This is a genomic window from Corynebacterium sp. MSK122 (assembly GCF_030229435.2).
In the GTDB taxonomy this organism is placed as follows: domain Bacteria; phylum Actinomycetota; class Actinomycetes; order Mycobacteriales; family Mycobacteriaceae; genus Corynebacterium; species Corynebacterium marquesiae.
Window position 1 is genome coordinate 39,248 of sequence record NZ_JASPHV020000007.1, and the last position, 26,515, is coordinate 65,762.

The window sequence follows — 26,515 nt, forward strand, 5'->3', positions numbered from 1 at the left end:
ATGCGGTTTAGTTGAGGAAGAACTCCGCAACGTAGATGTAGGTTCCGTCATAAGCAGTTGCTACGCCAAAGCCGTGTGGGGAACCAGCATTGACTGGAACATCGCGGTTGAACCAGTTCAGGCGGTCTTGTGCCTGCTGCTCGGTGAGACGGTGAACAGAACCCTGTCCTTCATCCTTGTGATTCAGGCCGTGGGCTACCCCGCCCTTGTAGTCGAGCTTGCCGGCGGCACCCTGGTTGGCCCATTCCTGGGCGATGGCGCTGGCGTGGGCGTCCTTGCGGTGCCCAGCCTTCTCGAGGTGGGCGGTGGTGGCGGCCCCCAACTCACCAGCGACCTTGGGTGCGTGACCCGCTGGCTTGGCCAGGAATTCTGGCAGCGAGATATTGTTCTTCTCAGCCAGCTCATAAGCCTGCGGTGGCAAGGTGAGGCGGAAATCCTGCACAGCGGCGAAAGGATCAGAAGAGAGCTCCTGAGCCTGCGAAGAAGCCTGCTGAATCTGCGGTGGCAAGGCCGGCTGCGCAGAGGCCACGGTAGAAGTACCAGTAATGACAAGAGCGGTGGACAAGGCGGCTACGGTTGCACGGTGAGAAAGCTTCATGCCCTCCACCGTGCCATAAGTGGCCGGCGGTCTGGAAGGAGTTTCCAGGCTGCGCAGGTGATTCGATACAGCTTTGTTATGGTCCCTGTGTTCTTGGGGAAATCCGGATGGTGGGACAATATCCTCACCGCGCATTTTTGGAGTACTGCGAAAGGTTCTTGACTGTTGCTGGACGTATTGACCGGGTTTGCGATTATTTTCGTAGTCATCGGCGTCGGGTTTGTGCTGGCCCACAGGGGTGTTATTGGCAAGGGCGAGGCGCGCTTGCAATTCAATCGCACAGCCTTCTGGGCGGCACGCCGGCACTCATCTTTTCCAGCGTGGCTACATCCGATACCTCCGCGTTTGCGTCCCCAGTGGTGGCCGTCATTGCCGCTGCGTCCGTCGCCACCATGCTGTTGTATTGGCTGTGCAGCCGGCTACTCTTTCCACGCAGCGGCGCCGAAACCATGGCGGGTGCCGCTGCGGCGAGCTACTACAACTCGGTCAATATTGGCTTGCCCATTGCCACCTATGTCATTGGTGATGCCACCTTCGTCATCCCGGCATTGGTTCTCCAGATGGCGGTGCTCTCCCCGTTTATTATTGCAGGGCTCAATGCGCAGGGTACGAGCCTGCGTTCGATATGGGGCTCCGTACTCGCAGGGATTACCGCACCGGTGGTGTTAGCTGCGGTGGCGGGATTTATTGTCTCCGCGGCGCAGTGGCAGGTACCGGATGTGGTGATGAAGCCGCTGGAGATATTGGGTGGCGCCTCTATTCCTATGATCCTGATGAGCTTTGGTGCCTCGTTAAAGGGCGACGGGCTGTTGGAGGAGGACCGTCTGCCCACCCTAACCGCGACGGTATTGAAGTTGGTGGGCATGCCTGCTGTCGCACTGGCCGTGGGCGCAGCACTGGGCCTAGACGGCGCGGAGCTATATGCGGCATTGATTTTGGCGGCCTTGCCCACGGCGCAGAATGTGTATAACTACGCCGCTACCTATGAGATAGGAGAGACCGTGGCTCGGGATACGGTCTTTCTGACTACATTCCTGTCGCTGCCTGCGATGCTGGCCATCGCTGCCTTATTTGGCTAAACACCTAGTAGATGCCGACGTCAAGCGCGGCAAATTCGCGCTGCAGCGCATCGGGGTCAATGGCTCCCGCCACGTCTGGACCAGCGATGGCGGCGAAGCCGTCGAGCACCGATGCCCCGTAGTTATGACCGTGTCCATCGGGTACGTCCTTTGCGCCGGGCAGATCGGCGGCTACTTGGAGGGAGGAGATGATGGGCATCCACTGCATCACGCGCTCGGCAGAATACGGTGTTCGCTCGCGCATCCAATCCGGCTCCTTAATGGCCATCTGTGGTGACCACCAAGCCACCGGGTCCGAGGGGTGTTGGATATAGAGCATGCGGGTGCGTCCCCACTCCTCTTCTGGCACCGTGCCCCATTGGCGCACCTGCGCGTCATCATTGGCAAAGCGCACGACGAGGCCGCCGGCGTATTCAGGGGAAATTTCAGAAGAGCCAGGGTCGCGGCGCTCCACAAACTGGGTGCGCAAGCGATTAAAGTGCGGCGGCCCTGTCAACAAAATGCCGTCAACGGAATTGGCGATATCGCGCACCCCGGAAAAGGCCGCCTCAATGCCCGTGGTGCCCAAGGATTCGCCGTAGAGGTAGAGCTTCGGGCGTTTATCCTCCGGCAGCCCGTTCCACCAGTCCACGATGGGGTTGATGAACTCCTGCCCGGCGCGTTCTACCTGACCACCGCCGGACAGGAAATGCAGGGCCGAGGGCATGGCGGAGTATTGGGCGGCCGCGATGGCGGTGTCGCCGCCGTAGAGCAGCTCGAAGGCCTGGGCGGAATAGGAAGACACCCATCCTGTCCCGGTGGTCATAATGAGAAGTAGCGCCTTGCGGTCTTGAGCGTGGGTGCGCTCGAGTTCGTCGATAAGCAGTCGCGCTCGCTCTTCATTGGAGGCGCGATTGCCTAGGCCGGCATAGGCGCGAATGGGTTCTTTAGCGGGCTTTCCGGTAACCTCTTCCAATTCCGCGCGGTGCGCACCGGAGGAGAGGAAACGCGAGCCCTGCAGTCCCACCCCATTCCAGTCCACGCGGGAGTCTGGGGAGCCACTGCGCTCAACAGACGTGGGACGCTGCGCTGCGGGATCGGGTTCGGCATTTTGGGCGGTAAAGATCCTCTCCCCCACGCCCACAATGGCGCCGGGAATGAGGTTTTCCACGGTATACGTGCCCACTAGGGCCACGATGATTACCGCGCCCATAACGCGGTAGGCGGCACGGAAGCGCTGGGGAAAGTGGCTGGAAAGCCAGCGAACACAAAAGCGCAGCACGCGCAGGATGAAAAGGAAGGCGGTAAATACCGCAAGTGCCAACGGAACCACCAGCACATAGCTGGCAATGGTGGGTGCTGGTGCGGACAGGGTGTCTGCGAGTTGGCGTTGCCACCGCACGGCAAAGACCGCAAAGCCTATCATCCACACCACAAAAGCGGCGGTGGCAATGCGGGAAACGAGGCGGTAGCGCCGAGCTGGCCACGTGGTGGCATCAAGCCAGGAATGCCGGGGCGCCACATAGCGCACCACCAGTCGGTACCACACGAGCTTGAGGGCGATGCCCAGCGCATAGCCGAGCCCTGCGGCAATGCCGGAGACGAGTCCTTGGTAGAGCCAATCGCGCGGCAGGATGGATGGAGTAAGCCCCAGGGTAAATAGTGCTACGGCGCCGATAATGCCCCACAGGTCGAGGTGGCTGACGATATCGGCGATGCGGGCTTCTACCCTTCGAGCTTCTCCCCCAACTCCAGCCATTCCATCTCCAATTCCTCGTAGGCGCTGCGGTTTTCCTTTAGTTCTCCGTCCAATTCGGTCAAGGCCTGGGTATCAACCTTTTCCGCGGCGGTGGCCATCTTCTCATTAATCTGCGCGGCCGCCTGTTCCAGCTTGTGCATCTTGCGTTCGAGGGCGTTCATCTTCTTAGTGATTTCGCGCTCTTGCTGGGACGAGAGCTTCTTTTCGGATTTCGGTGCAGCATTGTCTGCCTTCTTTTCTCCCAAGTTGAGCACGCCGGAGCTCTGCTGGGCCTCGAGTGCGGCGCGCTTGCGCAGGTACTCGTCGATGCCGCCGGGAAGGTTGGTGAGCTTGCCATCGCCAAAGAGCGCGTAAGTGTTATCCGCGATGCGCTCAATGAGGTAGCGATCGTGCGAAATGACCACCAGGGTGCCTGGCCAAGAGTCCAAGAGGGACTCCAGTTCCTGCAGGGTATCGATATCGAGATCGTTGGTGGGCTCGTCCAGCAGCAACACATTGGGCTCGGCCATCAGTACGCGGGTCAGCTGCAAGCGGCGGCGCTCGCCACCAGAGAGGTCGCCTACCGGGGTGCGCTGACGCTTGGCGGAAAAGCCCAGGCGCTCAGCCAGCTGGGAGGCGGAAAGCTCCTTTTTGCCGAGCTGAACGTAGGTGGCGACGTCCTCGACGGCGTCGATAAGCCGGCGCTGCGGATCTAGGTCATCGAGTTCCTGGCGCAGCCAACCGAGGCGCACGGTTTGGCCCTCGATGCGTTTGCCGGCCGCCAGCTCGTACTCGCCGGCCAGGGTGCGAAGCAGGGTGGTTTTACCGGAGCCATTAACGCCCACCAAGCCGATGCGCTCGCCGGGGGCTAGGCGCCAGGTGAGGTGATCTACCAAGGTGCGACCGTCCGGGGACTGCACGGTGGCATCCTCTAGCTCGATAACTACGCGGCCTTGGCGCTGCTTGGAAAAGGCCATGAGCTCAACCTTATTGCGCGGCTCCGGCACGTCAGAGATCAACGCCTCGGCGGCCTCGATGCGGTAGCGCGGCTTGGAGGTACGCGCCGGTGCGCCGCGGCGCAACCAGGCCAGCTCCTTGCGGGCGAGGTTCTTGCGGCGCTGTTCCATGACATCGGCCTGGCGGGCGCGCTCGGCGCGGGCAAAGGTCCAGTCGTTGTAGCCGCCCTCGTAGGTATCGACCACGCCATCGTGCACCTCCCAGGTCCACGTGGCTACGGTATCGAGGAACCAGCGATCGTGAGTAACCACGACCACGGCTAGATTGCGCTTGAGCAGGTGGTCCGCAAGCCACTGCACGCCTTCCACGTCGAGGTGGTTGGTCGGCTCATCGAGTACCACGAGGTCCAAATCCTGCACCAGCGCGGCGGCCAGGTTCACGCGGCGGCGCTCGCCTCCGGAGAGCGAGCCCACCGGAGTATCTAGCCCAAGATCTACAATGCCCAGCCCGCCCAAGACATCGCGCACCTTGGCATTGGAGGCCCACTCATAGGTTTCCAATTCCAGGGGCTCAATAATCACTTGGGCGATGGTGAGCTCATCGGGCAGGTCAAAGCGTTGGGTGACCACAGCCATGCGCAAATCAGAGGTATGGGATACGCGGCCGGCGTCGGGCGGCTCGATGCCGGTGAGCACCTCCAGCAGGGTGGTTTTGCCACCACCATTAACGCCGACGATGCCAATGCGATCGCCGTTTTGCACACCTAGGGATACCCCGTCTAGGAGGGTTTTTAATCCATAAGTTTTGCTGACTTGCTCGAGGTTAATCAGGTTTGCCATAACGAGTGTCCATCTTAATACCTCCCTGCACATACCCCCGCATTTCTTCAGGCTATTGCGATTGATTTTCACGTCCAATAGTGTGCCTATATATGAAGCATTACACACTTTCCCTCTGCGCGGTGCTCTCTGCCGCGGCAGTAGCCATCGCCTCCTGTTCCGCCCCCACCGAAGAGGAAAAGGATTCCCTGCACTCCCACGACCACGCGCACAGCGAGGAGGACCACGCTCACAAGCACGACCATGAGCATGACCACGAGCACGGCCATGACCACGCCGGGCACTCACACGAAGGCTTCGAAGCCGAAGAGGGACAGACCGAGGTAGCCCAGCTGCCCACCCGTATCGCTATCTCCCATGCAGACGGCTTGAGCGCTTATGACGCCAAAACGGGCAAAGTAATCGGCGAGGACAAGATGAATGCCTTCCTTCGTCTCAACGATGCCGGCGATAATCGCCACGTCATGGTCACTAAGGGCGATAGCTTCCTCACCTACGACACAGGCCGCATTACCAAGGGCCACGGCGATCACAACCACTACTACACCGCAGAGCCCTCGCTTGGCGACGCCCCTATCAAGGCCCCGCACGCCGGCCACGTGGTCCACCACGATGGCTTTACCGCACTGTTTTCAGATGGCGATGGCGTAGCACGGATTTACAAAACCGAAGACATGGGCAAAGACGATGCCCAGCCGGTCAATACCGTAGATACGGGGGCTGCACACCACGGCGTGGCCGTACCACTGAAGGATGGCTCGGTAGTTATCACCAAGGGAACCGAGGACGAGCGCCACACCATCCAGCATCTGGATAAGGAGGGCAAGGTCCTTACTGAAACCACCAAGTGCCCTGGCGTGCACGGTGAGGCCGCCGCTGGAAACGGCAATATTTTCTTCGGTTGCGAGGATGGCCCTGTAGTCTTCGATGGCACAAAGTTCCACAAGGTGGACGCCTCCGCCTATGCCGGAGCAGGCGGATACCAGCGCTCCGGCAATGCTGCCGGTTCGGAGGAATCCGATGTCATTCTGGCCGATAATAAGACCGACAAGGATGCAGAGCTCGAACGCCCCACCTCCGTGGCCCTGGTGAATGCCAAGGATTTTTCCGCCAAGAAGGTTGAGCTCGATGCTTCCTACTGGTTCCGCTCCCTAGCCCGCGGCCCGCTGGGCGAGGCGCTGGTGCTCACCACCGACGGCAAACTCAACATCATCGACCCAGATTCCGGCGAAATCACTTCGCAGATCGATGCCATTTCCAGGTGGAAAGAAAATAAGGAGTGGCAGCAGCCGGGGCCCATCCTGCAGGCTGCCGATGGCTACGCCTTTATTACCGACGCCCAGAAGAAGCAGCTCGTGGTCATCGACCTCCTCCAAGAAAAGGAAGTTAACCGCTTCGACCTCGACATCGAGCCCACCGAGATGACGGTGCTCTAGCTACAGCACCACGGCGCCGCTAGCGGGACCATGGGTAGCCACACCCTTGGTGCCGGGAATTTCCACCGTCACTTGGGAGACCACTTCCCTAGCTTCTTCTGCCCCAACACAGAGGAAGGCACAGGTCGGACCGCTGCCGGAGACGATGCCCGCAAGTGCCCCAGCGGCCACACCCGCCTCCAGCGTCTTGCGCAGGTCCGGGCGCAGGGAAAGCGCCGCCGGCTGCAAGTCATTGTGCAAGTGCTGTGCCACCCGGTGCGGGTCGCCCGAGATAAGCGCCTGCGATACTGCCGCAGTATCCATGTGCGGCGCGCCGCCGCGACCCTTTTCTCGCATTTCATCCAGTTTGTGAAAGACCTGCGGGGTAGATAGCCCGCGATCCGAAGCGATGAGCGCCCAGTGGTAGGTGCCGCGCGCCATCATCGGGGTAAGCTGCTCGCCACGCCCCGTACCAAGCGCGGTGCCACCCAACAGGGTAAAGGGAACATCCGAGCCCAGCGCCGCGCCTAGCGCGTCCAAGATCGGCCCACCCACCGAGTCGATGTTGTAGTAGCCGCCATAGCAGCGCTCGGCTAAGCGCAGCGCGGCGGCCGCATCAGCAGAGCCGCCCGCCATGCCTCCGGCGGTAGGGATGGCTTTGTGGATTTCCAGCGCTACCTCCGGCAGCGCCTTCGGTCCATGGGTGGTGTATAGGTACTGCATGATGCGGTTAACCGCGGTCCACGCCAAGTTTGTGTAGTCCTCCGGCACACCCTGTGCATGAGGGCCCGTGACCTTTAATCCTTGAATGCGCGGCTTATCCACCTCGGGATGACCCAAGTCCGTGAGTGTCACGGTGTCATGCAGCTCCAAAGACTGAAAGACGCTGGCGAGCTCATGGAACCCATCCTCGCGCGGTTCCTCCACGCCGAGGTGGATATTGACCTTGGAGTGAGCGCGCGCGGTATAGACGAATGGATCGCTATCTAGTGGTGCACTCATTTAGATTCCTGCCAATCGTACGAAGTCCTCCACGGCGAGCTTTTCACCGCGCTGCTTCGGATCGATATCCGCCGCTCGCAGGGCTTCCTCGGCGGCGGCACCCGAACCAAAGTGGCCGGACAATGCCGCGCGCAGGGTCTTGCGGCGTTGGGCAAAGGCGGCGTCGATAACCGGCCAGACCTTAGCCCGCGACTCATCGGTGACCGGCCAAGGAGCATCTTCAAAGACCTCGATGCGCACCAGCCCAGACTCAATATTGGGCGCGGGCCAAAAGACGTTCTTGCCAATCGTGCCAGCCTTGGAGACCTTGCCATAAAAGCCCGCCTTGACCGAGGGCACGCCATAAACCTTGCTGCCCGGCTGGGCCGCGAGACGGTCCGCCACCTCGAGCTGGACCATCACCAGCACGCGGCGAATGGAGGGAAATGTCTCCAGCAAGTGCAGCAGAACCGGTACAGCGACGTTATACGGCAAGTTGGCCACGAGGGCAGTCGGCTCCGTGACGTCAGAATCCGTCACGCGCAACGCGTCCTTTTCCACTACGCGCAGGCGGTGTGCATACTCAGAGGCACGCTCGTCCACGGTATCGGGCAGCTGGGCGGCCAAACGGGAATCGATTTCCACCGCGGTGACCTCCCCCACGGCCTCAACCAAGCCAAGGGTCAGCGATCCCAAGCCAGGACCGACCTCGAGGACGCAATCTGTGGGATCCAGCTCCGCCGCGGCGACGATGCGCCGGATGGTATTCGGGTCATGCAGAAAGTTCTGCCCCAGCTTCTTCGTGGGCACGATGTCGAGCTTCTCCGCGAGGGCGCGGATCTCTACAGGACCCAAAAGCGCGGCGCCGGTGGAATTAGTCATGCCTTCTAACTTAGTAGAAGAGACAAAAAGGCCGCACACCACAGTGGGTGTGCGGCCAAGAAGCGCTACGGTTTAACGCAGGCCCAGCTTGGAAGTACATGCCGGCCATGCGCCCCAGCCCTGCGCTGCCTGCACCTTTTCTGCCACGGCAATCTGCTGCTCGCGGGAAGCCTGCCATGCCTCCGGTGCGTACTCGGTGCCGCCGAATGCTGCCCAGGTGGATGGGGTGAACTGCAGGCCGCCGGAGAAGCCGTTGCCGGTATTAATAGCCCAGTTACCGGTGGCCTCACACTGTGCAATGGAATCCCAGACGGAGCCATCGGCCACCGCCGGAGCAGCAGCACCGGAGTTGCCGCCCTCCTTCGGCTTTTCTTCCTCAGCCTTCTTGGTGCCGCGAGCGATGGTGGCGGCCTTAGGCTCGACGGTTACCTTTTCCTTGATGACGTCATTGGATTCCTTAGCGCCGTCCTTCATTACCAGCTTGTGGGTAATGACGCGCTTGCCCTTAACGCCTTCCTCGCGGACCTCTTCGGTGCCCTCTTCCAGCTCCGGGTCATCAACGTAATTAGGCTCGGCGTCAAACTCTTCTTCCGAGTCATAAACGGTGGTAGATACCTGGTCCACCTTGATGGACATACCCTCGGTAACCTTGGTCTCCTTGGACGGGAAGACGCGGTCATCGTCATCAACGTCGATATTGCGGGCCTTGAGAACGTCCTCAACGGTCTTAGCGGCAATCTTGGTGTAGGTTACCTTGCCGCCATCATTAATCTTGACGATCTTCGGGGACACAACCTCAAGGTCCATGCCCTCTTCCAGCTGGGCGTCCTCGTCCACGTCAGCATCACCGGACTTCACAGAAGCACCCTTGACCACGCCGCTGAGGTTACCCAGCAGGTCAGAAACGGTGAGGTCGGTGGTGGACAGCTGCTGCTGCACGCCATCGATGGTCACGGCTACTGGCTTGGCGGTGCGCACAGAGATCTCATCGCCATCACCCACGGACTCGGACGGGGCTGGGGAGACGATGTCCTCCTCGCCTACCTGCACGCCGGCTGCCTCCAGCGCGCCATCGACATCCTTGGCAAAGGTAGCCAACTCCACCTTGTCGCCGTTGATGTCCACGGTGACATCTTTTTGTGCTGCAACGGCTACGACACCGCCGACGGCTAGGGTGCCCAATACACCACCCGTTGCCAGGCGCAGTGGCAGCGAGCGAGAGTTATTGATGCGCTTGATCTGATGAGGTGACATGCTGAATGAATCTCCGGTAGTGCAGGTTTCAACAATTACAAGAGTTTAGGCCAGCAAAGTTGTCCACGCAGGCGTTTGCTTTACTGAGAGCCGCTGCTGCCGCACCAAGGGTGGCGCTGCAGGATCCTAAAACCTAAACGAACGATTAATAACAATACGATAACAGCCCCACAAAGTCGAGGACTAATCCACCACACGCCTCACTGGACACACAACCGCCACACCAAACACCCCCGCCACCTCTGACCAGCGGGTTTTATTTTTGTGAAAACCGTCACCTAGGCGTTAGCGCAGGCCGTAGACACGATCAAAAGTGTCATTTACCTCCGCCGCTAGCGCTTGCACCGTCTGGTGGCGCACGCGAGCGATGCATTCATATGTGCGCCCGATAAGAGCCGGTTCATTGCGCTGGCCCCGGTAGGGCTCTGGCGTCATATATGGCGCATCGGTTTCCACCAATAACTGGCCGGCCGGCGCCTTCGCCGCCGCCTGCCGCAGCTCGACGTTGCGCTTGAAGGTGACGTTACCGGCAAAGGACAATACGTAGCCGCGCTCCAAGGCCTCCTCTGCCACTTTCAGCGGCGAGGAAAAGCAGTGCAGCATAACGGTGTCGGGCGCGGGGGCGTCGGCAAGAATGCGCAGCAGGTTCGCATCCGCCTCGCGGTTGTGAATCATCAGCGTCTTGCCATGGCGCACCGCAAGGTCAATATGCCAGCGCAGGGATTCCTCCTGCTGGGCCATGGTCGCGGTGGTCTCCGGTTCGTGCTGCACCCAGTAGGCATCGAGGCCGGTCTCTCCCACTGCTACGCAGCGCGGATCCGCCACCATCTCCTCCAGTGCCACCTTGGTAGGTGCATCCAACTCGTTGGCGCGCACTGGGTGGATGGCACAGGCGGCATAAACATCCGGAAAGGAATGTGCAGTAGCCAGCGCCGCTGCCGATTCACGGCGGTCATCACCCACCGTCACCATGCGGCTAATACCGGCGGTGCGCGCGCGATTGACCAGCACCTCATCGGTGTCCTTGTGTGAGAAAAGATGCGTGTGCGCATCGATGAGGCCACTTAGGCCCGGTGCCGGAACGGGAGTGGAACGTCGCTTCTTTTTAGCCATGTAGGCAATTGTAATATTGGCTGCCATGTTGATCAGACCCGCTGGCCTTGCGGATATGCCCGCCATGACCGAGACCCTCAACTGGGCCATCGAGCACACCGATGTTATTTTCCGCGCTACCCCGGCTAACATCGCAGAGCGCGAGGCCTACCTGCGCCACATCTGGGAAGAGGGCTGCCCGTGCTTCATCGCGGAGTCCGATTCTGGCACCTACCTGGGGTGGGCGCTCTACCATCCTTACCGCGATCCGCAGGTGTGGACGGGCTGTTATGAGACCACCATCTATCTCTCCCCTGCCGCTCAGGGCCAGGGCGTGGGAACCGCGTTGCTTGGCGCCTTGGTAGATGCGGCCCGCGCCGATACAAAGGTTCATTCCCTGCTCGCCCTCATCGTCTCCACCAATACGGCATCGCTAAAGTTGCATGAAAAGTTCGGGTTTGAAAACGTGGGTACTCTTAAAGAGGTTTGCTACAAGTTCGATCACTGGTTGAGCCTCACCCACCTACAATTTCTGGTGTAAAGGAATTTCTATGCATATCCGTCCTGCTGAGCTTGCCGACGCCCCCGCACTCACCGCTATCTACAACGCCGGCTCCGCAGCGAAACCCGCCGCTAACCTGGTCACGTGGCAAGAAGATGTGTCTGACCGCGAAGAGTGGCTCAAGGAGATGTTTAAGGCCGGCTCCCCAGTCTTCGTAGCCGTGCACGATGATGAAGTCATTGGCTGGGCGGCCTACTTCCAGTTCGTAACCCCCGCCATCTATTACGGCACCGTGGAAGATTCCGTCTACATTGCGCACTCCGCTCAGGGTAAAGGCGTGGGCTCCGAGCTTCTCGACGCCCTCATGGACGTCGCCGCCGACGACGCCTACGTGCAGACGATGATCACCTATATCGTCGATACCAACGAGAGTTCTATCGCCCTGCACAAGAAGTTCGGCTTCACCGAGACCGGCCGCATGCCGAATATCCATACCAAGGATGGCGTCCGCCTCGGCTTGGTGCATCTCCAGCGCGATTTCGAGCGCTAAACCCGCAACCACCCTTCCCGGCAAGGATTCGGGTATTTCGTACTCTTTCTTTCTAGTCCGGAATACAGAAACGGCCGCGTTATGCCCTTTTCTTCGCCGAAAAGGGGACCATAACGCGGCCGTTTTAGGTGCTGTTACTTAGTAACGGGCGCCCACTCGGGGCCGGTCTCGCCCAGCTCTGGGTCGAGCTTAGAGATGAGTGGCTTCGGCTTTGCCAAGGCGGTGCCCGGCTCTACCTGGATGCGCTCCCACTTTGCCTGCTGCTGGGTGTAGTCGCCCATGATAACCGGATACTCGTGGCCCTCTGGCGGCAAGCCAGCACCAACGAGCTCCACGGGGATATCATCCTTGACATCGTGGACCTCTGGCTGGGCTGCCCACACGCCGCTACGACCCAAGGTTTCATGGACCTTCTGCGCGGTAAACGGCAGGTACGGCGTGAGCATGACATTGCAGTCAGAAACCACCTGGAGAGCAGTCCACAGCACGGTAGCCAGACGCTCGCGCTGGGCCTCATCCTTGGCCAACTTCCATGGTTCTTGGTCTGCAATATAAGCGTTGGCTTCGCCGACGACGTGCATGATCGCGGTAATCGCCTGCTTGAACTTGGACTGTTCCAACAAAGAACCGGCGGTCTCGAAGGTCTCTTCCGCCAGCTGCAAGATCTCCTTATCCTTTTCTTCCAGCGCTGCTGGTGCCGGAACCTCACCGAAGTTCTTAAACGCCATAGAAACAGTGCGGTTGACCAGGTTGCCCCAGCCATTGGCCAGCTCATTATTGATACGGCGCACGAACTCATCCCAGGTGAAGTCCGTGTCATTGTTTTCCGGACCGGCCACGGCGATGAAGTAGCGCAGGGCATCTGGGCCAAACTCCGCCAAGAAATCCTTGACATAGATGACAACGCCCTTGGACGAGGAGAACTTGGAGCCAGACATGGTCAAGTACTCAGAGGAGACAATTTCCGTAGGCAGGTTCAACTCGCCGTACTGGTGGAGTTCACCGCCCTTGTTGCCCTTGCCGGCATAGCCCAGAAGCTCGGCCGGCCAGATCTGGGAGTGGAAGGTGATGTTGTCCTTGCCTTGGAAGTAATAGTGGCGGGCCTCCGGGTTCTGCCAGAAGTCCTTCCACGCCTCCGGCTGACCAGTGCGGTATGCCCACTCGATGGAGGAAGACAGGTAACCGATGACCGCATCGAACCACACGTAGAGCTTCTTAGCGTTATTGTCCTGCCAGCCCTCAACGGGGATCGGAATGCCCCAGTCAATATCGCGCGTCATGGTGCGCGGGCGCATATCCTCCAGCAGGTTCAGGGAGAACTTCAAGACGTTCGGGCGCCAGTCCTCACGGGTGGAAAGCCACTTTTGCAGCTCCTCCTTGATGGAGGGCAGATCCAGCAGGAAGTGCTCGGTTTCAATGAACTTTGGGGTCTCGCCGTTGATCTTGGATACGGGGTTGATCAGGTCCACCGGGTCGAGCTGGTTGCCACACTCATCGCACTGGTCACCGCGGGCGCCGTCCGCGCCGCAGATGGGGCAAGTGCCCTCAATGTAGCGGTCCGGCAGGGTGCGTCCGGTAGACGGCGAAATAGCACCCTGGGTGGTCTCTTTGAGCATGTAGCCATTGGCATACAGGCCCTTGAAGAGTTCCTGTACCACGGAGTAGTGGTTACGAGTGGTGGTACGGGTAAAAAGATCGTAGGACAGGCCGAGGTTGGCTAGGTCAGTGACGATCTGGCGGTTGTAGCGGTCTGCGAGCTCGCGAACGGACACGCCTTCTTTGTCCGCTTGAACCAGTAGCGGAGTGCCGTGCTCGTCCGTACCGGAGACCATGAGTACGTTGCGGCCACGCATTCGCTGGAAACGTGCAAAGACGTCAGAAGGAACACCAAAGCCGGCCACATGACCGATGTGGCGCGGGCCGTTGGCATAGGGCCAGGCAACATTTACTACTACAGACTCAGTCATGGGTTCTACTGTATCGAAGCCGGCTCCTGCCCACACGATTAGGGCAGACATTTACTCCGCAGGTGAACCGCTTTTTCAGAACAAAGCGCCCACCGCTTCCCCACTGCTGAGGAAACGATGGGCGCTATGAAAGCAAACCGCAAAGGGCGCAAATTACTTGCGCTTCATCGGGCGCTTGAGACGCTCGTTGCGGCGCTTCTTAAGTACCTGCGTGCGCTGGTACTCGCGGTGCAAGCGGCGCTCGCGGGCCATCTTGCGCTGGAACTGCTGTGCCTCGCGGTACTCGAGGTAAATAATATCCTCGCTCAGAGCCTTGTAGATGGCGAACATCAGGCCTACGACAATGAACAGGAACGGCAGTGCAGCAACGATGGTGACGTTCTGCAGGTTAGACAGCGCGTCCTCATTAGCCAGGAGCAGGGTCAGGCCTACCAAGGCAGTCAGTGCGCCCCATGCCGCGGATAGCCACGGCTTAGCGGTAGAAGCACCATTTTGGGACATGGAGCCCATCACCGTGGAGGCGGAGTCCGCAGAGGTGATGAAGAAGGTAGCCAGAAGGACCGCCGCAACAATACCGGCAACGAAGCCGCCGGGCATGGACTGCAACAGATTAAACAGCTCTTCCTCAGCAGACTCGCCGGTAATGGATTCGCCGTTTTGCTCCATGTGGATAGCGGTGCCGCCGAAGATAGCGAACCACAGGGTGGATACGCCAGCTGGAATAAGCAGTACGCCGAGGCAGAACTCGCGGACGGAACGGCCACGGGAGATGCGTGCCAGGAACATGCCCACGAATGGGGACCAGGAAACCCACCATGCCCAGTAGAAGATGGTGTAGCCGGACAGCCACTCACCGGCGGTGCCGTTTTCGGACTCGGCCGTGCGGCCGATCATCTCGGTGAAGTAGTTGAGGTAGTTACCAATGGAGCCAGGAATCTGGTTGAGGATGGTAACGGTCGGGCCCAAGATGAACACGAAGATCGCCAGCACTGCGGCAAGGACCATATTCGCATTGGAAATGTACTGAATGCCCTTGCCCACACCGGACATCGCGGACAGGAGGAATGCGAGGGTAAGAACCAGCACGATGCCGATAACCACGGAATTGGTGGGGTTATCGATGATGCCGGATGCCTTCAAGCCGGCCTGAATCTGCAGGGCCCCCAGGCCTAGGGAGCAGGCGGTACCGAAGACGGTGGCGAAGATGGACAGGATATCGATGAACTTGCCCACCGCACCGTTGGCGTTACGCTCGCCGATGAGCGGCACGAAGGCCTGGCTCAATAGCTGCTTGCGACCAATGCGGAAGGTGGAGTACGCGATGGCCAAGCCAACGATGGCGTACACCGCCCAGGGGTGCAGCGTCCAGTGGAACATGGCATAGGCCATGGACGATCCAACGTTGCCAGTGCCCTCGCCCGGGGTGCCGTCACGGTAGTTAGCCAGCGGCTCGGAAGCGCCGTAGAACATCAGGCCAATGCCCATGCCGGCGGCGAACATCATGGCAATCCACGATGGCGTGGAAAATTCCGGCTCCTCATTAATGCGGCCCAACTTGATGGAGCCGAACTTGGAGGCGGCAATAAAGACAACGAACACCACGAAGACGGTGCCGAAGAGGATATAGGCCCAACCGAAGTTGTCCACGACCCAGGTCAGGGCCGAAGAGGAAAAGTTGGCAAAGTTGTCCGGGGCGGCTAGGCCCCACACAACGATCGCGGCGACCAGAACACCGGCGATGCCGACGATGGACCAATCGATTGGCATATTGTCACGATCGGCCGCGATTTCCACCTCAGGATCGTCATAGCGCTCCGGGTGGAAGCCATCGGAGTGAATCATATCCTGAAGCTGGCCGGTGGCAGATTGTGCGTCCAGCTGTTCGTCTACAGTCTGATAATTCTCAATAGGCTGCCCGCTCGAAGAAGCAGAGGCCGGCTGCGCCTGTGCGCCGACCGGTTCCTTTCCTTCTTCTGGCACGCCTGTGCCCATATTTTCCGAGTTCGTCATGAGCTATACAGTGGTGCGGAACTACTCAATTATCAAACGAAGCGCGTAGAAACTTCGCTGCTCAACGCCGTTTCCCAGGGATTTTCCACAATAATTTGAAAGGTTTTTACGCTTTATTTCCCCATGTAAATACCACTTTAAGCCGCCCACACGCCCGAGGACGATAACAATTCAATTACAAATCCCCCGTTAGTGAAGCCGTCTACGCGTGCTACGGGGTGTGACGTAATCGAATAAGCGGTGGGGACTAGTCCTTGCGAGCTGCCAAAGCGGCATCATAAAGATCGCGATTAGAAACCTCGGTGCCTTTGGCTACCTGCTTGCACGCGTCCTTCAGTCGCATCCCCGCGTCCGCTAGCTCGAGCGCCTTGGGCACCAAGTCTACAGCGGTAGCGGCAGCGGCAGTACCGCCCTCAATCACCACGGTGATCTCTCCCCGAGCACCGTCTACTGCCCACTCGGCTAGCTCGCCCAGATTGCCACGGCGGATTTCCTCATAGGTCTTGGTCAGCTCTCGGCACACCGCGGCCGGGCGGTCGGCGCCGAGAATTTCCGCTGCCTCGGCCAAGGTTTCGGCTACGCGGTGAGGAGATTCGAAGAAGACGATAGCTCGCTTTTCGTTGCGCAGTGACTCCAGCCACGCCTTGCGGGGACCGGGTTTGCGGGGTGGAAAGGCGTCGAAAAGGAAATGCCCCACGCCCAGGCCCGAAAGCGCCAGGGCCGTCGGCACGGCAGAAGGGCCAGGAAAACAGGTCACGGGGATATCGCGCTCGGCTGCCGCGGCCACAAGGGACAGGCCCGGATCCGAAATAATGGGCATGCCGGCATCGGTGACGACGAGAACGGTGCCTGACGCGGCGGCGTCGATAAGCTGCTGGGCTCGGTCCTTTTCATTGTGATCAAAATTGGACACCACCCGCCCGGAAATCTCGATCCCTAAAGCCTGGGCCAGATTGCGTACGCGCCGCGTATCTTCGGCCGCGATGACGTCCGCATGCTGCAAAGCATGCATTAAACGCGCGGAGGCATCTCCTACGTTTCCCAGCGGCGTGGCGGCGAGGATTACCCCGCGCGGTAGTGGATCCAGACCTAAAGCAGACATACTTCTAGCATTCCATACTCTTTAATGCGCGGTTGCGCTACGTTGTCGCCTAGACTCAACCAAGTGACTATTGCTACCGCTGCCCCATCGCGCACCACGCACGACACCGTGGCTCCGCCAGCACCCCGCGCCTATGCGTGGGGCAAGGCTGACTGGATAAGCACTAGCGTCGTCGGCGTCCTTGCGCTCATTACCCGCTTTATCGGACTTACCGCGCCCGTTTCCAAGGGCACGCCCGTCTTTGATGAGAAGCACTACGTTCCCCAAGCCTGGGACATGGTGCGAAGCTGGGATAACCTTTTTATCGGCGGTATCGAAACCAACCCCGGCTATGGTCTAGTGGTACACCCACCGCTGGGTAAGCAGATCGTGGCACTAGCCGAGTGGGTCTTTGGTTATTCCCCTTTGGGCTGGCGTTTTATGACGGCCCTCTTCGGAGCAGCCACCGTGCTCTTGACGATGTCCCTGGCCCGCCGGGTCTCCTTATCCTGGCAGGTAGCAACCCTAGCCGGTCTCATCGCCGTATTTGATGGCGTGCTCTTGGTCTCCTCCAAGTTCGGCATGCTGGATATCTTCCAAGTCTTTTTCGTTGTAGCCGCCGCCTGGGCGCTCGCCCGCGATCATAATCAGATGCGCGAGCGCCTCCACAACGCGTTTTTGAAGGACCGGATGGGCTCTTCCGCCTTCGGCCCGCGCTTTGGATTCCGCTGGTGGCGCCTCCTCGCAGGTGTCTGCCTTGGTCTTTCCCTGGGCGTGAAGTGGTCCGGCCTGTACTTCATCATGTTCTTTGGCCTAATGTCCGTCTTCAGCGACCTTGCCCTGCGCAAGCGCTATGGGGTGCGCCGCTATATCCTCGGTACACTGGTGCGCGATACCCCTGCTGCCCTGGCCTCCCTTGTGCTCGTGCCGGTACTGCTCTACGCCTGGACGTGGCGGGCTTGGTTTTCCTCCGAAACCGCCGTGTACCGCCATGCCAAGGTGGATGGCACCATCGAGGATGGATCGTGGCTGATGCACCTGCCCGATTCTTTGGCCGGCTGGTTCTACTACCATTCCTCTGTCTTGGAATTCCATGCCAGCCTTACCTCCTCCGGCGGCCACCATCACCCGTGGGATTCCAAGCCCTGGGCCTGGCTCGTTGGTGCCCGCCCTATTTTGTACTACTCCTCCACAGACCTGCAGTGCGGTGATGGCAGTAACGAATGCCGCAAGATGCTCTATCTCTTTGGCACCCCGGCCATCTGGTGGCTGGTCATCCCGGCCGTGTTGTGGGGACTGTGGTCACTCATTATTCGGCGCAACCGTGCCTTCCTTATCCCTTTGGTGGGCTTTGCGGCAGGCTTCTTGCCTTGGCTCGCGGCTTTTGACCGCCAGATGTACTTCTTCTACGCCACCGCTTTTATCCCCTTTGTCATCGTGCTTATTGCGTTAGCTTTAGGCCAGCTCATCGGGCATGGCAAGCCTGTGCGGTGGGGATGGTTGAAGAGCTTGGCCGGCGGCCCTGTACGTTGGGGTACCATCGCCGCCGTACTCTACCTAGCCCTGGTAGTGGCGATGTTCTTCTACTTCTCTCCCATTTTGTACGGCTACAAGATTCCAGATTCCTGGTACCACTCCATGATGTGGCTGCCGAGCTGGACCTAACCGCGCCTGAATGAAGTTTATTGCGGCTGTGCATTAAGGGACTTCCACCACGCGCGCACGAGGTAGCCCTTTTCTGCCGCCCAGGCCCACGCCAGGCTAAGAGTTGCCAGCGCGGTGGCGATGAGGAAATACACCTGCTCAATGGTAACGGTACCCAGCGCTATATCGCGCATTCCAAAGCCGAAGAGGAAGGCAAACATCGTGGCCGATACCGGAAGCAGGCCGGTGACCGCTGCGGGGCGCCAGGCGCTGAAGAATAGGCCGCAGGCCATGCCAAAGCGTACTGCCGCGCCCTCCATCAGCAGGTTGGCTCGCTCCGGATCCGCAGTGGGATCTAGAACTTTTCCTTCCGCGCCCAACGGTACGAGCCCGGAGGCGTGCACGATGAGCACCACTGCCCAGATCGCAAAGATGGCCCCCATAAGCACCATTGCGGCACGCGCAACCGTGAGGTTGGCTTGGCGAGCGCTCGCGGTACGTCGCCATTCCGGCTCCACGCCGGCCAAGATGACATCAGAAAGATCCGTGGGCGGAGCCATGCCGGAATCCACGGGCTCCACAAAGCTCAATGAACGCGATAGCGCGGCCGCCTTGTCACGGAAAGCGCGGCATTCGGCGCAGCTTTCCAGGTGAGTATCAATGACGTCCTGGGACAGATCGGAGTGCTCTCCATCCATGTGCGCGGAGATAGCCGCTTGGACCTGACTATGCGTCAACATTGCTGAGCACCCCGTCCATGCTGGCTCTACCGGAGCCAAAAATTACGATCATCAGCAGGGATAACAGCAATACCAGTGGGTATTCGATTCCACCATCGGCAGCAAATAGACCGTGGCCCAGGTGCACGAAATACAGGGCACACCCCATGAGCAATGCGAGTGCCCCGGCGACAAAAGTGGTAAGCAGACCAACGACGAGAAACGCACCGCCGGCCATCTCTCCTAGGGCGGCGATATAGCCAGAAAGCTGTGGCTGCGGCACCCCCAGGGCGGAAAATTGCCCCACGGTTTCATCCATGCCAGTCATAAACATCTTGTCCACGCCGTGTGCGATAAAGATTAATCCGAGGACCGCTCGAAAAATTAGCAGTGCGGCATCGCGTACGGCAGGTCTATTCATGCTGAACAGATTACCCTGAACCCCTCACCCGATGCGAAGGCAATGGACTACACCCATGCTCCTGGGAAAATCGCCCTTTGGTGGGGGAAGGAACGCAATACTGCGGCACGGGCTGTTTCAATGGGAACCACGCACAAAAGATAAAAGGAGAACACCATGAGCGAACCAACCACGCAGTCCGAAGAGCGAACCACCTTGGTCTATGACGATGATGGCCTGGGCCGCCCGCCTTGGGCGATGTCCTCGCCGATGTTAAAGGAGTACTACGACACCGAATGGGGCCTGCCCATTTTCGATGAAGCTGGACTCTACGAGCGCTTGAGCCTCGAATCTTTCCAGTCCGGCCTGTCCTGGGCGGTGGTGCTCAAGAAGCGCGAAGCCTTCCGTGCGGCCTTTTGCAACTTCGATCCGGACAAGGTCGCCCAATTCGGCGAGGCAGACGTGGAGCGTTTGCTTGGCGACGCCTCCATTATCCGCAACGAAACCAAAATCCGCGCCGCGATTAATAACGCCAAGGCGACCATCGCTCTGCGCGAGGAAGGCGGGCTGGCGGAGTTCATTTGGGCCTACCAACCTCCGGAAAACCTCTACCCCACCGTGATGGAGGATATTCCGAAAAAGAGCTACGAGTCCAAGCTCATGTCCCGCGAGCTCAAGAAGAAGGGGTTTCGCTTCGTTGGCCCGGTTACCTGTTTCGCCCTCATGGAAGCCATCGGGATGATTGATACGCACCTCATCGGCTCTCATCGCCGCGGTACCTCCGGGGTGTGGCTGGAGGGTGGCGTGCCGAATTATGGCCTAGCGCAGGAATACAACGCGCTCGCGAACTCGCAGACAGCGAGCGCCGACGAGCTCCACGGCGCTGCTAGCTAGGCCGCCACACGCGCTTATCCAGCGCGGCGGGCCGCTAGGTCATCGCGGCGACCGTAGCCATCCGGCCCGGCGTGCGGGCCGTCAAAGTCGCCGTCCTCACCATCGCTATAGCTCAGCGGAAGATGCACGAAGTCCGGACTCTCATCGTCGATTTCCACGACCACGGCGCCTGGGCGGCGCAGATTGCGCGGAATCTTCAGCTCTTCATCCTCGGCGTTGCGCACGCCCAAACGGGCGCGGCGCAGGTGGCGCACACGGCGGCGCATCAGTGCCTGTTCCTGGCGGACCTGAGAGCGAAGGGCGATCAAGTAGGCCACGGTGAGCACACCGGCGACCGCAGCCAACCACCAAGTCCAGCCACCAACTACGATGCCGAGGGCCACCGTGAGCACCACAGCCACGGCCAGCCCCAGCAGGGTGCGCTGACGTCGCTGGTAGCGCGTTGCAGACTTTTCCTTTTCCGCTACCGGATCCCAGCCACCGCGGCCCAAACGACGCTGGGCAAATTCGACCTCGTCCTCAGACAGGTCGGTATCCAAGCCGGCTTCGTCTGCTTCCGTGGCCGCTTCTAGTTTCTCGGACCCCTTGGCCTCGGACACATCATCCGCGCCGGCAGGCTCTACGGAGTCACTCTCCCTGACCTCGGCCTTGTCTACGGCGCCCGGATACATGAGGTCTACCGGCGAGGTATAGGTTTCGTCGTAGGTATAAGCATCGCTCGCCACGCTAGAGACAGCTGGGGCGCTAAAGACCTCAGCCTCGGCGGCGGCAACTTCGGCGGCATCGTTCTTCGAGGCCTTGTCCGCGGCGTCGTCCTCGTCCTCCAGGAGCACGTCATCGACATCGTCTGCCTCTGCGGTGTTGGCTTCCTTGTCCGCATCAGCCTGCTGGGAGGCAGGAACCGCAGCTGCCTGTGGCTCGACTGCAGACTCGTCTTGTTCTGCAATCGCTTCTTCCACCAATTCGCCGTCGATGGTCTCTGCCTGCTGCGTGGATTCTTCACCAGCGGTGGAGGCGGAAGCGCCAGTAAACGCTCGGCTACCGCTGCCGAAGGGCTGGGACTTGGCCCGGCGTGCGGCACCGGCAATCGTTACGGAGCGCGACGAGGGCTTGGTGGTCTCGGCATCGGATTCACTGTTGGCAGCGTCTGCAGCCTCGACGACTTCGTAGTCCGCCTCCTCCTCATCGTCCCGACGGTGGACGTCTTCAGCGCGCAGGCGCGGACGACGCCGGCCAGCGACCTTGCCGGAATCTCCTTCAAAGAGGACCCGGGTATCTTCAAAGGCCTCACCGGTATGGCTCATTGGGCGATTATTCCTACCCAATAACCACGGTGCGAGCACGAAGAGCCACACCACGATGATCGCGATAATCGGCACAGCTGTCGACACGAAAAGGACCTTCCCCTTGGATACAGATGATTACTCCACCTTAAACGGTGAAACCGCACCGTAGCACCCCAAATTCGCACAAATTACAATGTTGTTACTTATGTGAAAATTGAGGTGGTAATCCCAGCGGTTAGGCCGCTATTTCACGCCAGTCGTCCAGCTTGACGCAGGCGCTCCACCGCCGTAGAGGCAAAGTCTTCTTTCACCAACGCCACGTAGTGGTGGTCCTGCCACGCGCCGTCGATATGTAGATTGCGCCGCAAATACCCCTCATGCCGGAAGCCATTGGCGGCCAAGACGCGACCCGAGGCCGGGTTGTGCTCCAGATAGGTGGCAGTCACGCGGTGCAAACCCACCCGTCCAAAGGCATGGTCCACGCCCAAGGCGGTGGCGGCCGTAGCCACCCCGGCGCCGTGAACCGCGGAATATACCCAGTAGCCAATCCAGCAATCGCGAATGCTGCCATGCTGAATGTTTCCCAGGGTTACCTGCCCTGCGAATTTCCCCTCCACCTCAATGACAAGCGGGATCACCAGCGCCTCACGCGCGGCGGTGCGCAGGTACATCAGGTGATTCCACCACGCCTGCTGACTATGCGCCGCCGCCCACGGTGCGGCTTGGGTCGGCTCAACCGGACGGAGGAAGCTTTCATCGTCGATGCGCTGACGCCGCCACTCATGGCCGTCGGAACGCAGCAGGGGGCGCAAACGCATCCGCGCCCCCGAGGGAAAGACAGAAGAGGAGGGAAGCTGGACAAAAGGAGTAGATTCCGGCCACCCCGGATGCATGTCATCGGTGGGGCCGGTAGCAGGATGGCGAAACCTATCCGCCGCGTTGCCGAAAGGATCGAGCATTAGCTGCGCTGGGTCAAAAACAACACATCAACTACATCGCCTGGGCGGATTTCTGTGACCTCTTCCGGCACGCGAATCATGGCGTTGGCCTCCGAAAGGCCCGCCAAGAGGTGTGCCGGAGCACCTGCGGCACCGCCGAGGCCTTCCACCAAGTAGTCCGCGGTTTCGGCGTCGCGCATCAGGCGAGCGCGGATGAAGCCGCGCCGGCCGGGGCGAGAATCGATGTGGTTCAACGCGCGGGCACGCACCACACGGCGGTGCGCATTCCGCTTGCCCAGTGCCAAGCGGATAAGCGGGCGGATATACACCTCAAAGACCACAAGCGCGGACAGCGGATTGGACGGCAGCAAGAAAGTAGGAATGCGCTCCTCGCCCATCAGCCCAAAACCTTGGACGGAGCCGGGGTGCATGGCCACGCGCGAGGTATCAATATCACCAAGGTCGTCGAGAATCTCGCGGATCGCTTCGGCACCAGCGCCACCCACCGCGCCGGAGATAACCAGCACCTCGCTGCGGGCAATGTGCTTTTCCAACGCTTCGCGGATACGACGCGGCTCGCCCTCGGCAATGCCCACGCGGTGTACCTCTGCCCCGGCTTCGCGGGCCGCGGCAGCCAAGGAATAGGAGTTCACGTCAAAGACCTGCCCCAGCGCCGGCTCTTGGTCCAAGTCAACCAACTCGCGGCCAAAGGAAATGATGGTAATACGCGGGCGCGGATACACCAGCACCTTTGAGCGGCCCACCGCGGCTAGAAGGCCAATCTGAGCTGGACCCAAGACGGTGCCGGAGGATACAGCGACATCGCCAGGCTGGATATCGTCGCCTACCCGGCGCACAAAGTCACCAGAGCGCACCGGGCGGTGGGCGGTAACGCGCTTGCGGCCGCGGTCGGTCCACTCGAGGGGAAGGACGGCGTCGGCAAGCGTGGGCAAAGGCGCACCCGTATAGACGCGCACCGCTTGCTTAGGTTGCAGGCGCAGCGACTGCTTGGAGCCAGCAGGAACCTCACCCACCACGGGCAAGGAACGCTCTACCTCCGGCTGCGGGGAATCCGCATCCTCTTCGCTCTCAGTGGACTGTTCTTCCTGGTCCTTGTGGCGGCGCACCCGCAGACCCCGCTCGCCTCCAATATCCACGGCGCGCACCGCATAGCCATCGATGGCCGCTTGCGGGAAGCCTGGCAGGGGTTGGTTAGCCTGTACCTGCTCGGCGCACATCAAACCCAGCGCGTTGGAAATACCGATGCGCACCGGCTCCGGCGTCGTCGCCGCATCCGTTACCAGCGCCAACTGGTCATCAACTGAACGCATAAGGTCTATGCCCGCCCTTTCTTCGCTTCCACGTCCTTAGCCACTAGGAAAATCCCTAGGCTAGGCCGTGTTCGTCCTCATACTCGGCGATGATGTGCTTAATCGCTTTATACAGCGTGGGGCCGTACTTTTCATCGCGCAGGCCAAAGTCCACGTTGGCGGGAATATAGCCGCCGGGATTGCCCAAATCATGGCGCTTTCCTTGGTGGACTACCACATGGACGGGCTCACCCTCCTCAATGAGGAGCTCGATGGCGTCAGTTAGCTGCAGCTCGCCACCCTTGCCCGGCTTAATGCGGCGCAGGGCATCAAAGATCTTGCGGTCCAAAAGGTAGCGGCCGGTGGCCACGAGGTTAGAAGGGGCATCCTCTACCGCCGGCTTTTCCACCATGCCCACGACCTTCTTCACGCCAGGGGCATCGGTATCTTCCACGTCGAAGACGCCGTAGTTGTAGGTCTGCTCGCGCGCAACCTCGAAAGCGCACAGCACGCTGCCACCCAATGCCGCGCGCACACGCGCCATATCGGCCATGACGGTGGCGGGCAGCACAATGTCATCGGGGAGCATGACGGCGAAGGAATCCTCGTCTTCCCCAAGGACCTCTTCAGCAAGGCCCACCGCGTGGCCCAAGCCCAGCGGCTTTTCCTGCTCCACCGCAACGGGGTGAATGAGCTGGTTGGCGCGCTTAACCTTGGCCACCTGCTCGTTCTTGCCGCGGGATTCAAGGGTCTCTACCAGCTCGGGAAAAGCCTCGAAGTGGCGCATGACTTCTTGCTTATCGGGCGCGGTAATCACCGCCAGGCGACGCGCACCTACAGAAGCTGCCTCCTCTGCGATGAGTTCGATGCCGGGAGTATCAACAACGGGCAGTAGTTCCTTGGGAACCGTTTTGGTGGCGGGCAAAAATCGGGTGCCCATACCTGCCGCTGGAACTACAACCGTGGTGATTCCGCGGGCGGAATCTTCGCGTTCTATAGCCATGCACAATAGCGTACAACGCCACATTATTTTCCCGTGCACCGCTACGCCGCGGGGTTATGATTTATTTATGACCTCTTCCATTACCGCCAAAAACGAGCTGCGGGCCCGCTTGGTCCAGGCCCGCCGCGAACTTTCCTCCGAGGACCACGATGCTTTTACCGCTGGCGTGCGTAAGCATCTCGAATCCGAGCTCACCGAGTCCATGACCGTGGCCGCCTACTGGCCTTTGGGCTCTGAGCCCGGTGGTGCGGACTTTGTGCCGTGGCTCAAGGCCCATGTTTCCCGCGTCCTCCTGCCAATTTCCGGCGAGAATGGCACGCTGACCTTTGCCGAATACCGCGGGAAGGAAGCCATGCACACCAGCCCATTGGGTTTGAATGAGCCCCAGGGCCCAAGCTTTGATAGCAGCGTGCTGGCCGAGTGCGATCTGGTGCTCGCCCCCGCCATGGCAGTAGATGCCAAGGGCAACCGCATGGGCAAGGGCGGCGGCTACTATGACCGCGCGCTAGAGCCGCTTCCCCACGGCAAGCCGCCGGTTTTCGCCATGGTCTACCCCTCCGAATTCCTAGACGAGCTGCCTACCGAGGACCATGACCGCAAGGTTGATGCCGCCGTCACCGCAGAGGGCATCACCCGCTTCTAGTTTTTAGAGTGCGGGAACCATGCGCGGTTTCGGGCAGTCTAAAAGAGTATGCCCACTTCGCGTATACCCCGCCTCGTTTCCACCCTTCGTACCCCTGGCCACCGCCGCGGCGTTGTAGTGCGCCGCGCCATTGCGGTGGCCCTTCTTATTGCCGCGCTGGCTTCGGCCTTGTCTGCGGCTAAGGAACTGCCGCGCGTTCCCGTCTTTAGCCGCGACCTGCCTGCGGGGGCGGAGCTGGCGCTTGCCGACGTCGACTTAGCCCGCCTTCCTTCTTCTTCCATCCCCGATTCCGCGGTAGCGGCAAAGCCAGAAGAACTTACTGGTCGCGTGATTACCGCCGCAGCCGGCAGGGGCGAGGTGATTACTGATGCGCGCCTTTTGGGAGAAGACCTCGTCTCCAGCTTGGTCGGCGGATCGGAAGCCGCGGCTGCGCGAATGATCCCAGTCAAGCTTGCCGAGCCAGACATCATCCCCCACCTACACCATGGCGATACCGTGGACGTGGTGACCGCCGTCGATGCTGCGCCCTCCCCTGCTGGAGAGGGCGAGGCGCCCACAACGCCCACCGCGCGCGTTATCGCCACCGGCGGGCGCGTGGTGTCGACCTCTAGCGCCGAAGGCGAGGCCTCTTCCTCTACGGTTTTGCTCGCGCTGCCCCATGACCATGCCAATGATGTTGCCGCGGCGTCATTAAGCCAGCCGCTCACGGTGGTCATAGTTGGTGATCGCGCTCACCCGCAACAACACTAGGCCT

General features: G+C 60.3%; 23 protein-coding genes and 1 pseudogene. 8 read left to right on the top strand and 16 right to left on the bottom strand.

Annotated elements, in window-relative coordinates; genetic code table 11:
* Positions 1-7: 7 nt before the first annotated feature.
* Complete coding sequence (locus QP934_RS04475) at positions 8-598, bottom strand: hypothetical protein (protein ID WP_419126907.1); 591 nt, start codon at positions 596-598, stop codon at positions 8-10.
* Between the two features lie 165 nt (positions 599-763).
* On the opposite strand from QP934_RS04475, the pseudogene QP934_RS04480 reads away from it, so the two are divergent.
* Positions 764-1,677: pseudogene (locus QP934_RS04480) on the top strand (AEC family transporter).
* A gap of 4 nt (positions 1,678-1,681) precedes the next feature.
* On the opposite strand, the gene QP934_RS04485 reads toward QP934_RS04480, so the two are convergent.
* Together QP934_RS04485 and QP934_RS04490 are read right to left on the bottom strand one after the other, a co-directional pair.
* Positions 1,682-3,415, bottom strand: coding sequence for an alpha/beta-hydrolase family protein (locus QP934_RS04485; RefSeq protein WP_419126908.1), 1,734 nt, complete (start codon positions 3,413-3,415; stop codon positions 1,682-1,684).
* Positions 3,382-5,190, bottom strand: a complete 1,809-nt coding sequence (locus QP934_RS04490; RefSeq protein WP_419126909.1) for an ABC-F family ATP-binding cassette domain-containing protein — start codon at positions 5,188-5,190, stop codon at positions 3,382-3,384. Before QP934_RS04490 ends, QP934_RS04485 begins: the two co-directional genes overlap by 34 nt.
* Before the next feature lie 92 nt (positions 5,191-5,282).
* On the opposite strand from QP934_RS04490, the gene QP934_RS04495 reads away from it, so the two are divergent.
* Positions 5,283-6,626 (top strand): hypothetical protein, encoded by a 1,344-nt coding sequence (locus QP934_RS04495; RefSeq protein ID WP_419126910.1) that lies wholly within the window; start codon positions 5,283-5,285, stop codon positions 6,624-6,626.
* Here QP934_RS04495 and QP934_RS04500 read toward each other — a convergent pair whose 3' ends face one another.
* The 4 genes from QP934_RS04500 to QP934_RS04515 all read right to left on the bottom strand — a co-directional run bounded on the left by QP934_RS04500 (position 6,627) and on the right by QP934_RS04515 (position 10,862).
* Entirely contained in the window at positions 6,627-7,607 is a 981-nt protein-coding gene (locus QP934_RS04500) for a 4-(cytidine 5'-diphospho)-2-C-methyl-D-erythritol kinase (RefSeq protein WP_419126911.1), read from the bottom strand. It abuts the gene before it with no gap.
* Positions 7,608-8,468 (bottom strand): 16S rRNA (adenine(1518)-N(6)/adenine(1519)-N(6))-dimethyltransferase RsmA, encoded by an 861-nt coding sequence (gene rsmA, locus QP934_RS04505; RefSeq protein ID WP_419126912.1) that lies wholly within the window; start codon positions 8,466-8,468, stop codon positions 7,608-7,610.
* A gap of 72 nt (positions 8,469-8,540) precedes the next feature.
* Positions 8,541-9,722 carry a resuscitation-promoting factor gene (locus QP934_RS04510; RefSeq protein ID WP_049379068.1) on the bottom strand — a complete coding sequence of 394 codons (1,182 nt, stop codon included), beginning with the start codon at positions 9,720-9,722 and terminating at the stop codon, positions 8,541-8,543.
* A gap of 285 nt (positions 9,723-10,007) precedes the next feature.
* Positions 10,008-10,862 (bottom strand): TatD family hydrolase, encoded by an 855-nt coding sequence (locus tag QP934_RS04515; protein WP_419126913.1) that lies wholly within the window; start codon positions 10,860-10,862, stop codon positions 10,008-10,010.
* Here QP934_RS04515 and QP934_RS04520 point away from each other — a divergent pair.
* Together QP934_RS04520 and QP934_RS04525 are read left to right on the top strand one after the other, a co-directional pair.
* A complete protein-coding gene (locus QP934_RS04520) occupies positions 10,861-11,355 on the top strand; it encodes an N-acetyltransferase family protein (protein ID WP_419126914.1) in 495 nt (164 codons plus the stop codon). The genes QP934_RS04515 and QP934_RS04520 overlap by 2 nt on opposite strands.
* A gap of 10 nt (positions 11,356-11,365) precedes the next feature.
* The gene (locus QP934_RS04525) at positions 11,366-11,866 is read left to right on the top strand and encodes a GNAT family N-acetyltransferase (RefSeq protein WP_284791868.1); all 501 of its coding nucleotides are present in this window, start codon (positions 11,366-11,368) and stop codon (positions 11,864-11,866) included.
* A 134-nt stretch (positions 11,867-12,000) separates the two neighbouring features.
* Here QP934_RS04525 and metG read toward each other — a convergent pair whose 3' ends face one another.
* The 3 genes from metG to rsmI all read right to left on the bottom strand — a co-directional run bounded on the left by metG (position 12,001) and on the right by rsmI (position 16,945).
* Positions 12,001-13,833 carry a methionine--tRNA ligase gene (metG, locus tag QP934_RS04530; RefSeq protein WP_419126915.1) on the bottom strand — a complete coding sequence of 611 codons (1,833 nt, stop codon included), beginning with the start codon at positions 13,831-13,833 and terminating at the stop codon, positions 12,001-12,003.
* 153 nt (positions 13,834-13,986) lie between these two features.
* Positions 13,987-15,843: a BCCT family transporter gene (locus tag QP934_RS04535; protein ID WP_284811053.1), complete on the bottom strand. Its 1,857-nt coding sequence runs from the start codon at positions 15,841-15,843 to the stop codon at positions 13,987-13,989.
* 247 nt (positions 15,844-16,090) lie between these two features.
* Complete coding sequence (gene rsmI / locus QP934_RS04540) at positions 16,091-16,945, bottom strand: 16S rRNA (cytidine(1402)-2'-O)-methyltransferase (protein WP_419126916.1); 855 nt, start codon at positions 16,943-16,945, stop codon at positions 16,091-16,093.
* A 24-nt stretch (positions 16,946-16,969) separates the two neighbouring features.
* On the opposite strand from rsmI, the gene QP934_RS04545 reads away from it, so the two are divergent.
* Entirely contained in the window at positions 16,970-18,589 is a 1,620-nt protein-coding gene (locus QP934_RS04545; RefSeq protein ID WP_419126917.1) for a dolichyl-phosphate-mannose--protein mannosyltransferase, read from the top strand.
* Between the two features lie 17 nt (positions 18,590-18,606).
* Here QP934_RS04545 and QP934_RS04550 read toward each other — a convergent pair whose 3' ends face one another.
* Both QP934_RS04550 and QP934_RS04555 read right to left on the bottom strand, forming a co-directional pair.
* Positions 18,607-19,308, bottom strand: a complete 702-nt coding sequence (locus tag QP934_RS04550) for a zf-HC2 domain-containing protein (protein WP_049379054.1) — start codon at positions 19,306-19,308, stop codon at positions 18,607-18,609.
* Positions 19,295-19,708, bottom strand: coding sequence for a DoxX family protein (locus tag QP934_RS04555; protein WP_419126918.1), 414 nt, complete (start codon positions 19,706-19,708; stop codon positions 19,295-19,297). The genes QP934_RS04550 and QP934_RS04555 overlap by 14 nt, the downstream gene beginning before the upstream one ends.
* Positions 19,709-19,864: 156 nt before the next feature.
* Here QP934_RS04555 and QP934_RS04560 point away from each other — a divergent pair, with 156 nt between their 5' ends.
* Positions 19,865-20,581, top strand: a complete 717-nt coding sequence (locus tag QP934_RS04560) for a DNA-3-methyladenine glycosylase I (RefSeq protein WP_419126919.1) — start codon at positions 19,865-19,867, stop codon at positions 20,579-20,581.
* Positions 20,582-20,595: 14 nt separating this feature from the next.
* Here the strand turns inward: QP934_RS04560 and glpR are convergent, their stop codons facing one another.
* The 4 genes from glpR to QP934_RS04580 all read right to left on the bottom strand — a co-directional run bounded on the left by glpR (position 20,596) and on the right by QP934_RS04580 (position 25,118).
* Complete coding sequence (glpR, locus tag QP934_RS04565; RefSeq protein WP_419126920.1) at positions 20,596-21,972, bottom strand: gephyrin-like molybdotransferase receptor GlpR; 1,377 nt, start codon at positions 21,970-21,972, stop codon at positions 20,596-20,598.
* Between the two features lie 143 nt (positions 21,973-22,115).
* Positions 22,116-22,826, bottom strand: coding sequence for a GNAT family N-acetyltransferase (locus QP934_RS04570; protein WP_269953248.1), 711 nt, complete (start codon positions 22,824-22,826; stop codon positions 22,116-22,118).
* On the bottom strand, positions 22,826-24,136 hold the full coding sequence (gene glp, locus QP934_RS04575; protein WP_419126921.1) for a gephyrin-like molybdotransferase Glp: 1,311 nt from the start codon (positions 24,134-24,136) through the stop codon (positions 22,826-22,828). Before glp ends, QP934_RS04570 begins: the two co-directional genes overlap by 1 nt.
* A 55-nt stretch (positions 24,137-24,191) precedes the next feature.
* The gene (locus QP934_RS04580; RefSeq protein WP_419126922.1) at positions 24,192-25,118 is read right to left on the bottom strand and encodes a UTP--glucose-1-phosphate uridylyltransferase; all 927 of its coding nucleotides are present in this window, start codon (positions 25,116-25,118) and stop codon (positions 24,192-24,194) included.
* A 67-nt stretch (positions 25,119-25,185) separates the two neighbouring features.
* Here QP934_RS04580 and QP934_RS04585 point away from each other — a divergent pair, with 67 nt between their 5' ends.
* Together QP934_RS04585 and QP934_RS04590 are read left to right on the top strand one after the other, a co-directional pair.
* The gene (locus tag QP934_RS04585; protein ID WP_198492743.1) at positions 25,186-25,761 is read left to right on the top strand and encodes a 5-formyltetrahydrofolate cyclo-ligase; all 576 of its coding nucleotides are present in this window, start codon (positions 25,186-25,188) and stop codon (positions 25,759-25,761) included.
* A 48-nt stretch (positions 25,762-25,809) separates the two neighbouring features.
* On the top strand, positions 25,810-26,511 hold the full coding sequence (locus QP934_RS04590) for an SAF domain-containing protein (protein ID WP_419126923.1): 702 nt from the start codon (positions 25,810-25,812) through the stop codon (positions 26,509-26,511).
* Positions 26,512-26,515: the final 4 nt, after the last annotated feature.

Coding starts and splice junctions, on each gene's coding strand:
- QP934_RS04475 (WP_419126907.1), bottom strand. CDS start 598: ATGAAGCTTTCTCACCGTGCAACCGTAGCCGCCTTGTCCACCGCTCTT.
- QP934_RS04485 (WP_419126908.1), bottom strand. CDS start 3,415: ATGGCTGGAGTTGGGGGAGAAGCTCGAAGGGTAGAAGCCCGCATCGCC.
- QP934_RS04490 (WP_419126909.1), bottom strand. CDS start 5,190: ATGGCAAACCTGATTAACCTCGAGCAAGTCAGCAAAACTTATGGATTA.
- QP934_RS04495 (WP_419126910.1), top strand. CDS start 5,283: ATGAAGCATTACACACTTTCCCTCTGCGCGGTGCTCTCTGCCGCGGCA.
- QP934_RS04500 (WP_419126911.1), bottom strand. CDS start 7,607: ATGAGTGCACCACTAGATAGCGATCCATTCGTCTATACCGCGCGCGCT.
- rsmA (WP_419126912.1), bottom strand. CDS start 8,468: ATGACTAATTCCACCGGCGCCGCGCTTTTGGGTCCTGTAGAGATCCGC.
- QP934_RS04510 (WP_049379068.1), bottom strand. CDS start 9,722: ATGTCACCTCATCAGATCAAGCGCATCAATAACTCTCGCTCGCTGCCA.
- QP934_RS04520 (WP_419126914.1), top strand. CDS start 10,861: ATGTTGATCAGACCCGCTGGCCTTGCGGATATGCCCGCCATGACCGAG.
- QP934_RS04515 (WP_419126913.1), bottom strand. CDS start 10,862: ATGGCAGCCAATATTACAATTGCCTACATGGCTAAAAAGAAGCGACGT.
- QP934_RS04525 (WP_284791868.1), top strand. CDS start 11,366: ATGCATATCCGTCCTGCTGAGCTTGCCGACGCCCCCGCACTCACCGCT.
- metG (WP_419126915.1), bottom strand. CDS start 13,833: ATGACTGAGTCTGTAGTAGTAAATGTTGCCTGGCCCTATGCCAACGGC.
- QP934_RS04535 (WP_284811053.1), bottom strand. CDS start 15,843: ATGACGAACTCGGAAAATATGGGCACAGGCGTGCCAGAAGAAGGAAAG.
- rsmI (WP_419126916.1), bottom strand. CDS start 16,945: ATGTCTGCTTTAGGTCTGGATCCACTACCGCGCGGGGTAATCCTCGCC.
- QP934_RS04545 (WP_419126917.1), top strand. CDS start 16,970: ATGCGCGGTTGCGCTACGTTGTCGCCTAGACTCAACCAAGTGACTATT.
- QP934_RS04550 (WP_049379054.1), bottom strand. CDS start 19,308: ATGTTGACGCATAGTCAGGTCCAAGCGGCTATCTCCGCGCACATGGAT.
- QP934_RS04555 (WP_419126918.1), bottom strand. CDS start 19,708: ATGAATAGACCTGCCGTACGCGATGCCGCACTGCTAATTTTTCGAGCG.
- QP934_RS04560 (WP_419126919.1), top strand. CDS start 19,865: ATGAGCGAACCAACCACGCAGTCCGAAGAGCGAACCACCTTGGTCTAT.
- QP934_RS04570 (WP_269953248.1), bottom strand. CDS start 22,826: ATGCTCGATCCTTTCGGCAACGCGGCGGATAGGTTTCGCCATCCTGCT.
- glp (WP_419126921.1), bottom strand. CDS start 24,136: ATGCGTTCAGTTGATGACCAGTTGGCGCTGGTAACGGATGCGGCGACG.
- QP934_RS04580 (WP_419126922.1), bottom strand. CDS start 25,118: ATGGCTATAGAACGCGAAGATTCCGCCCGCGGAATCACCACGGTTGTA.
- QP934_RS04585 (WP_198492743.1), top strand. CDS start 25,186: ATGACCTCTTCCATTACCGCCAAAAACGAGCTGCGGGCCCGCTTGGTC.
- QP934_RS04590 (WP_419126923.1), top strand. CDS start 25,810: ATGCCCACTTCGCGTATACCCCGCCTCGTTTCCACCCTTCGTACCCCT.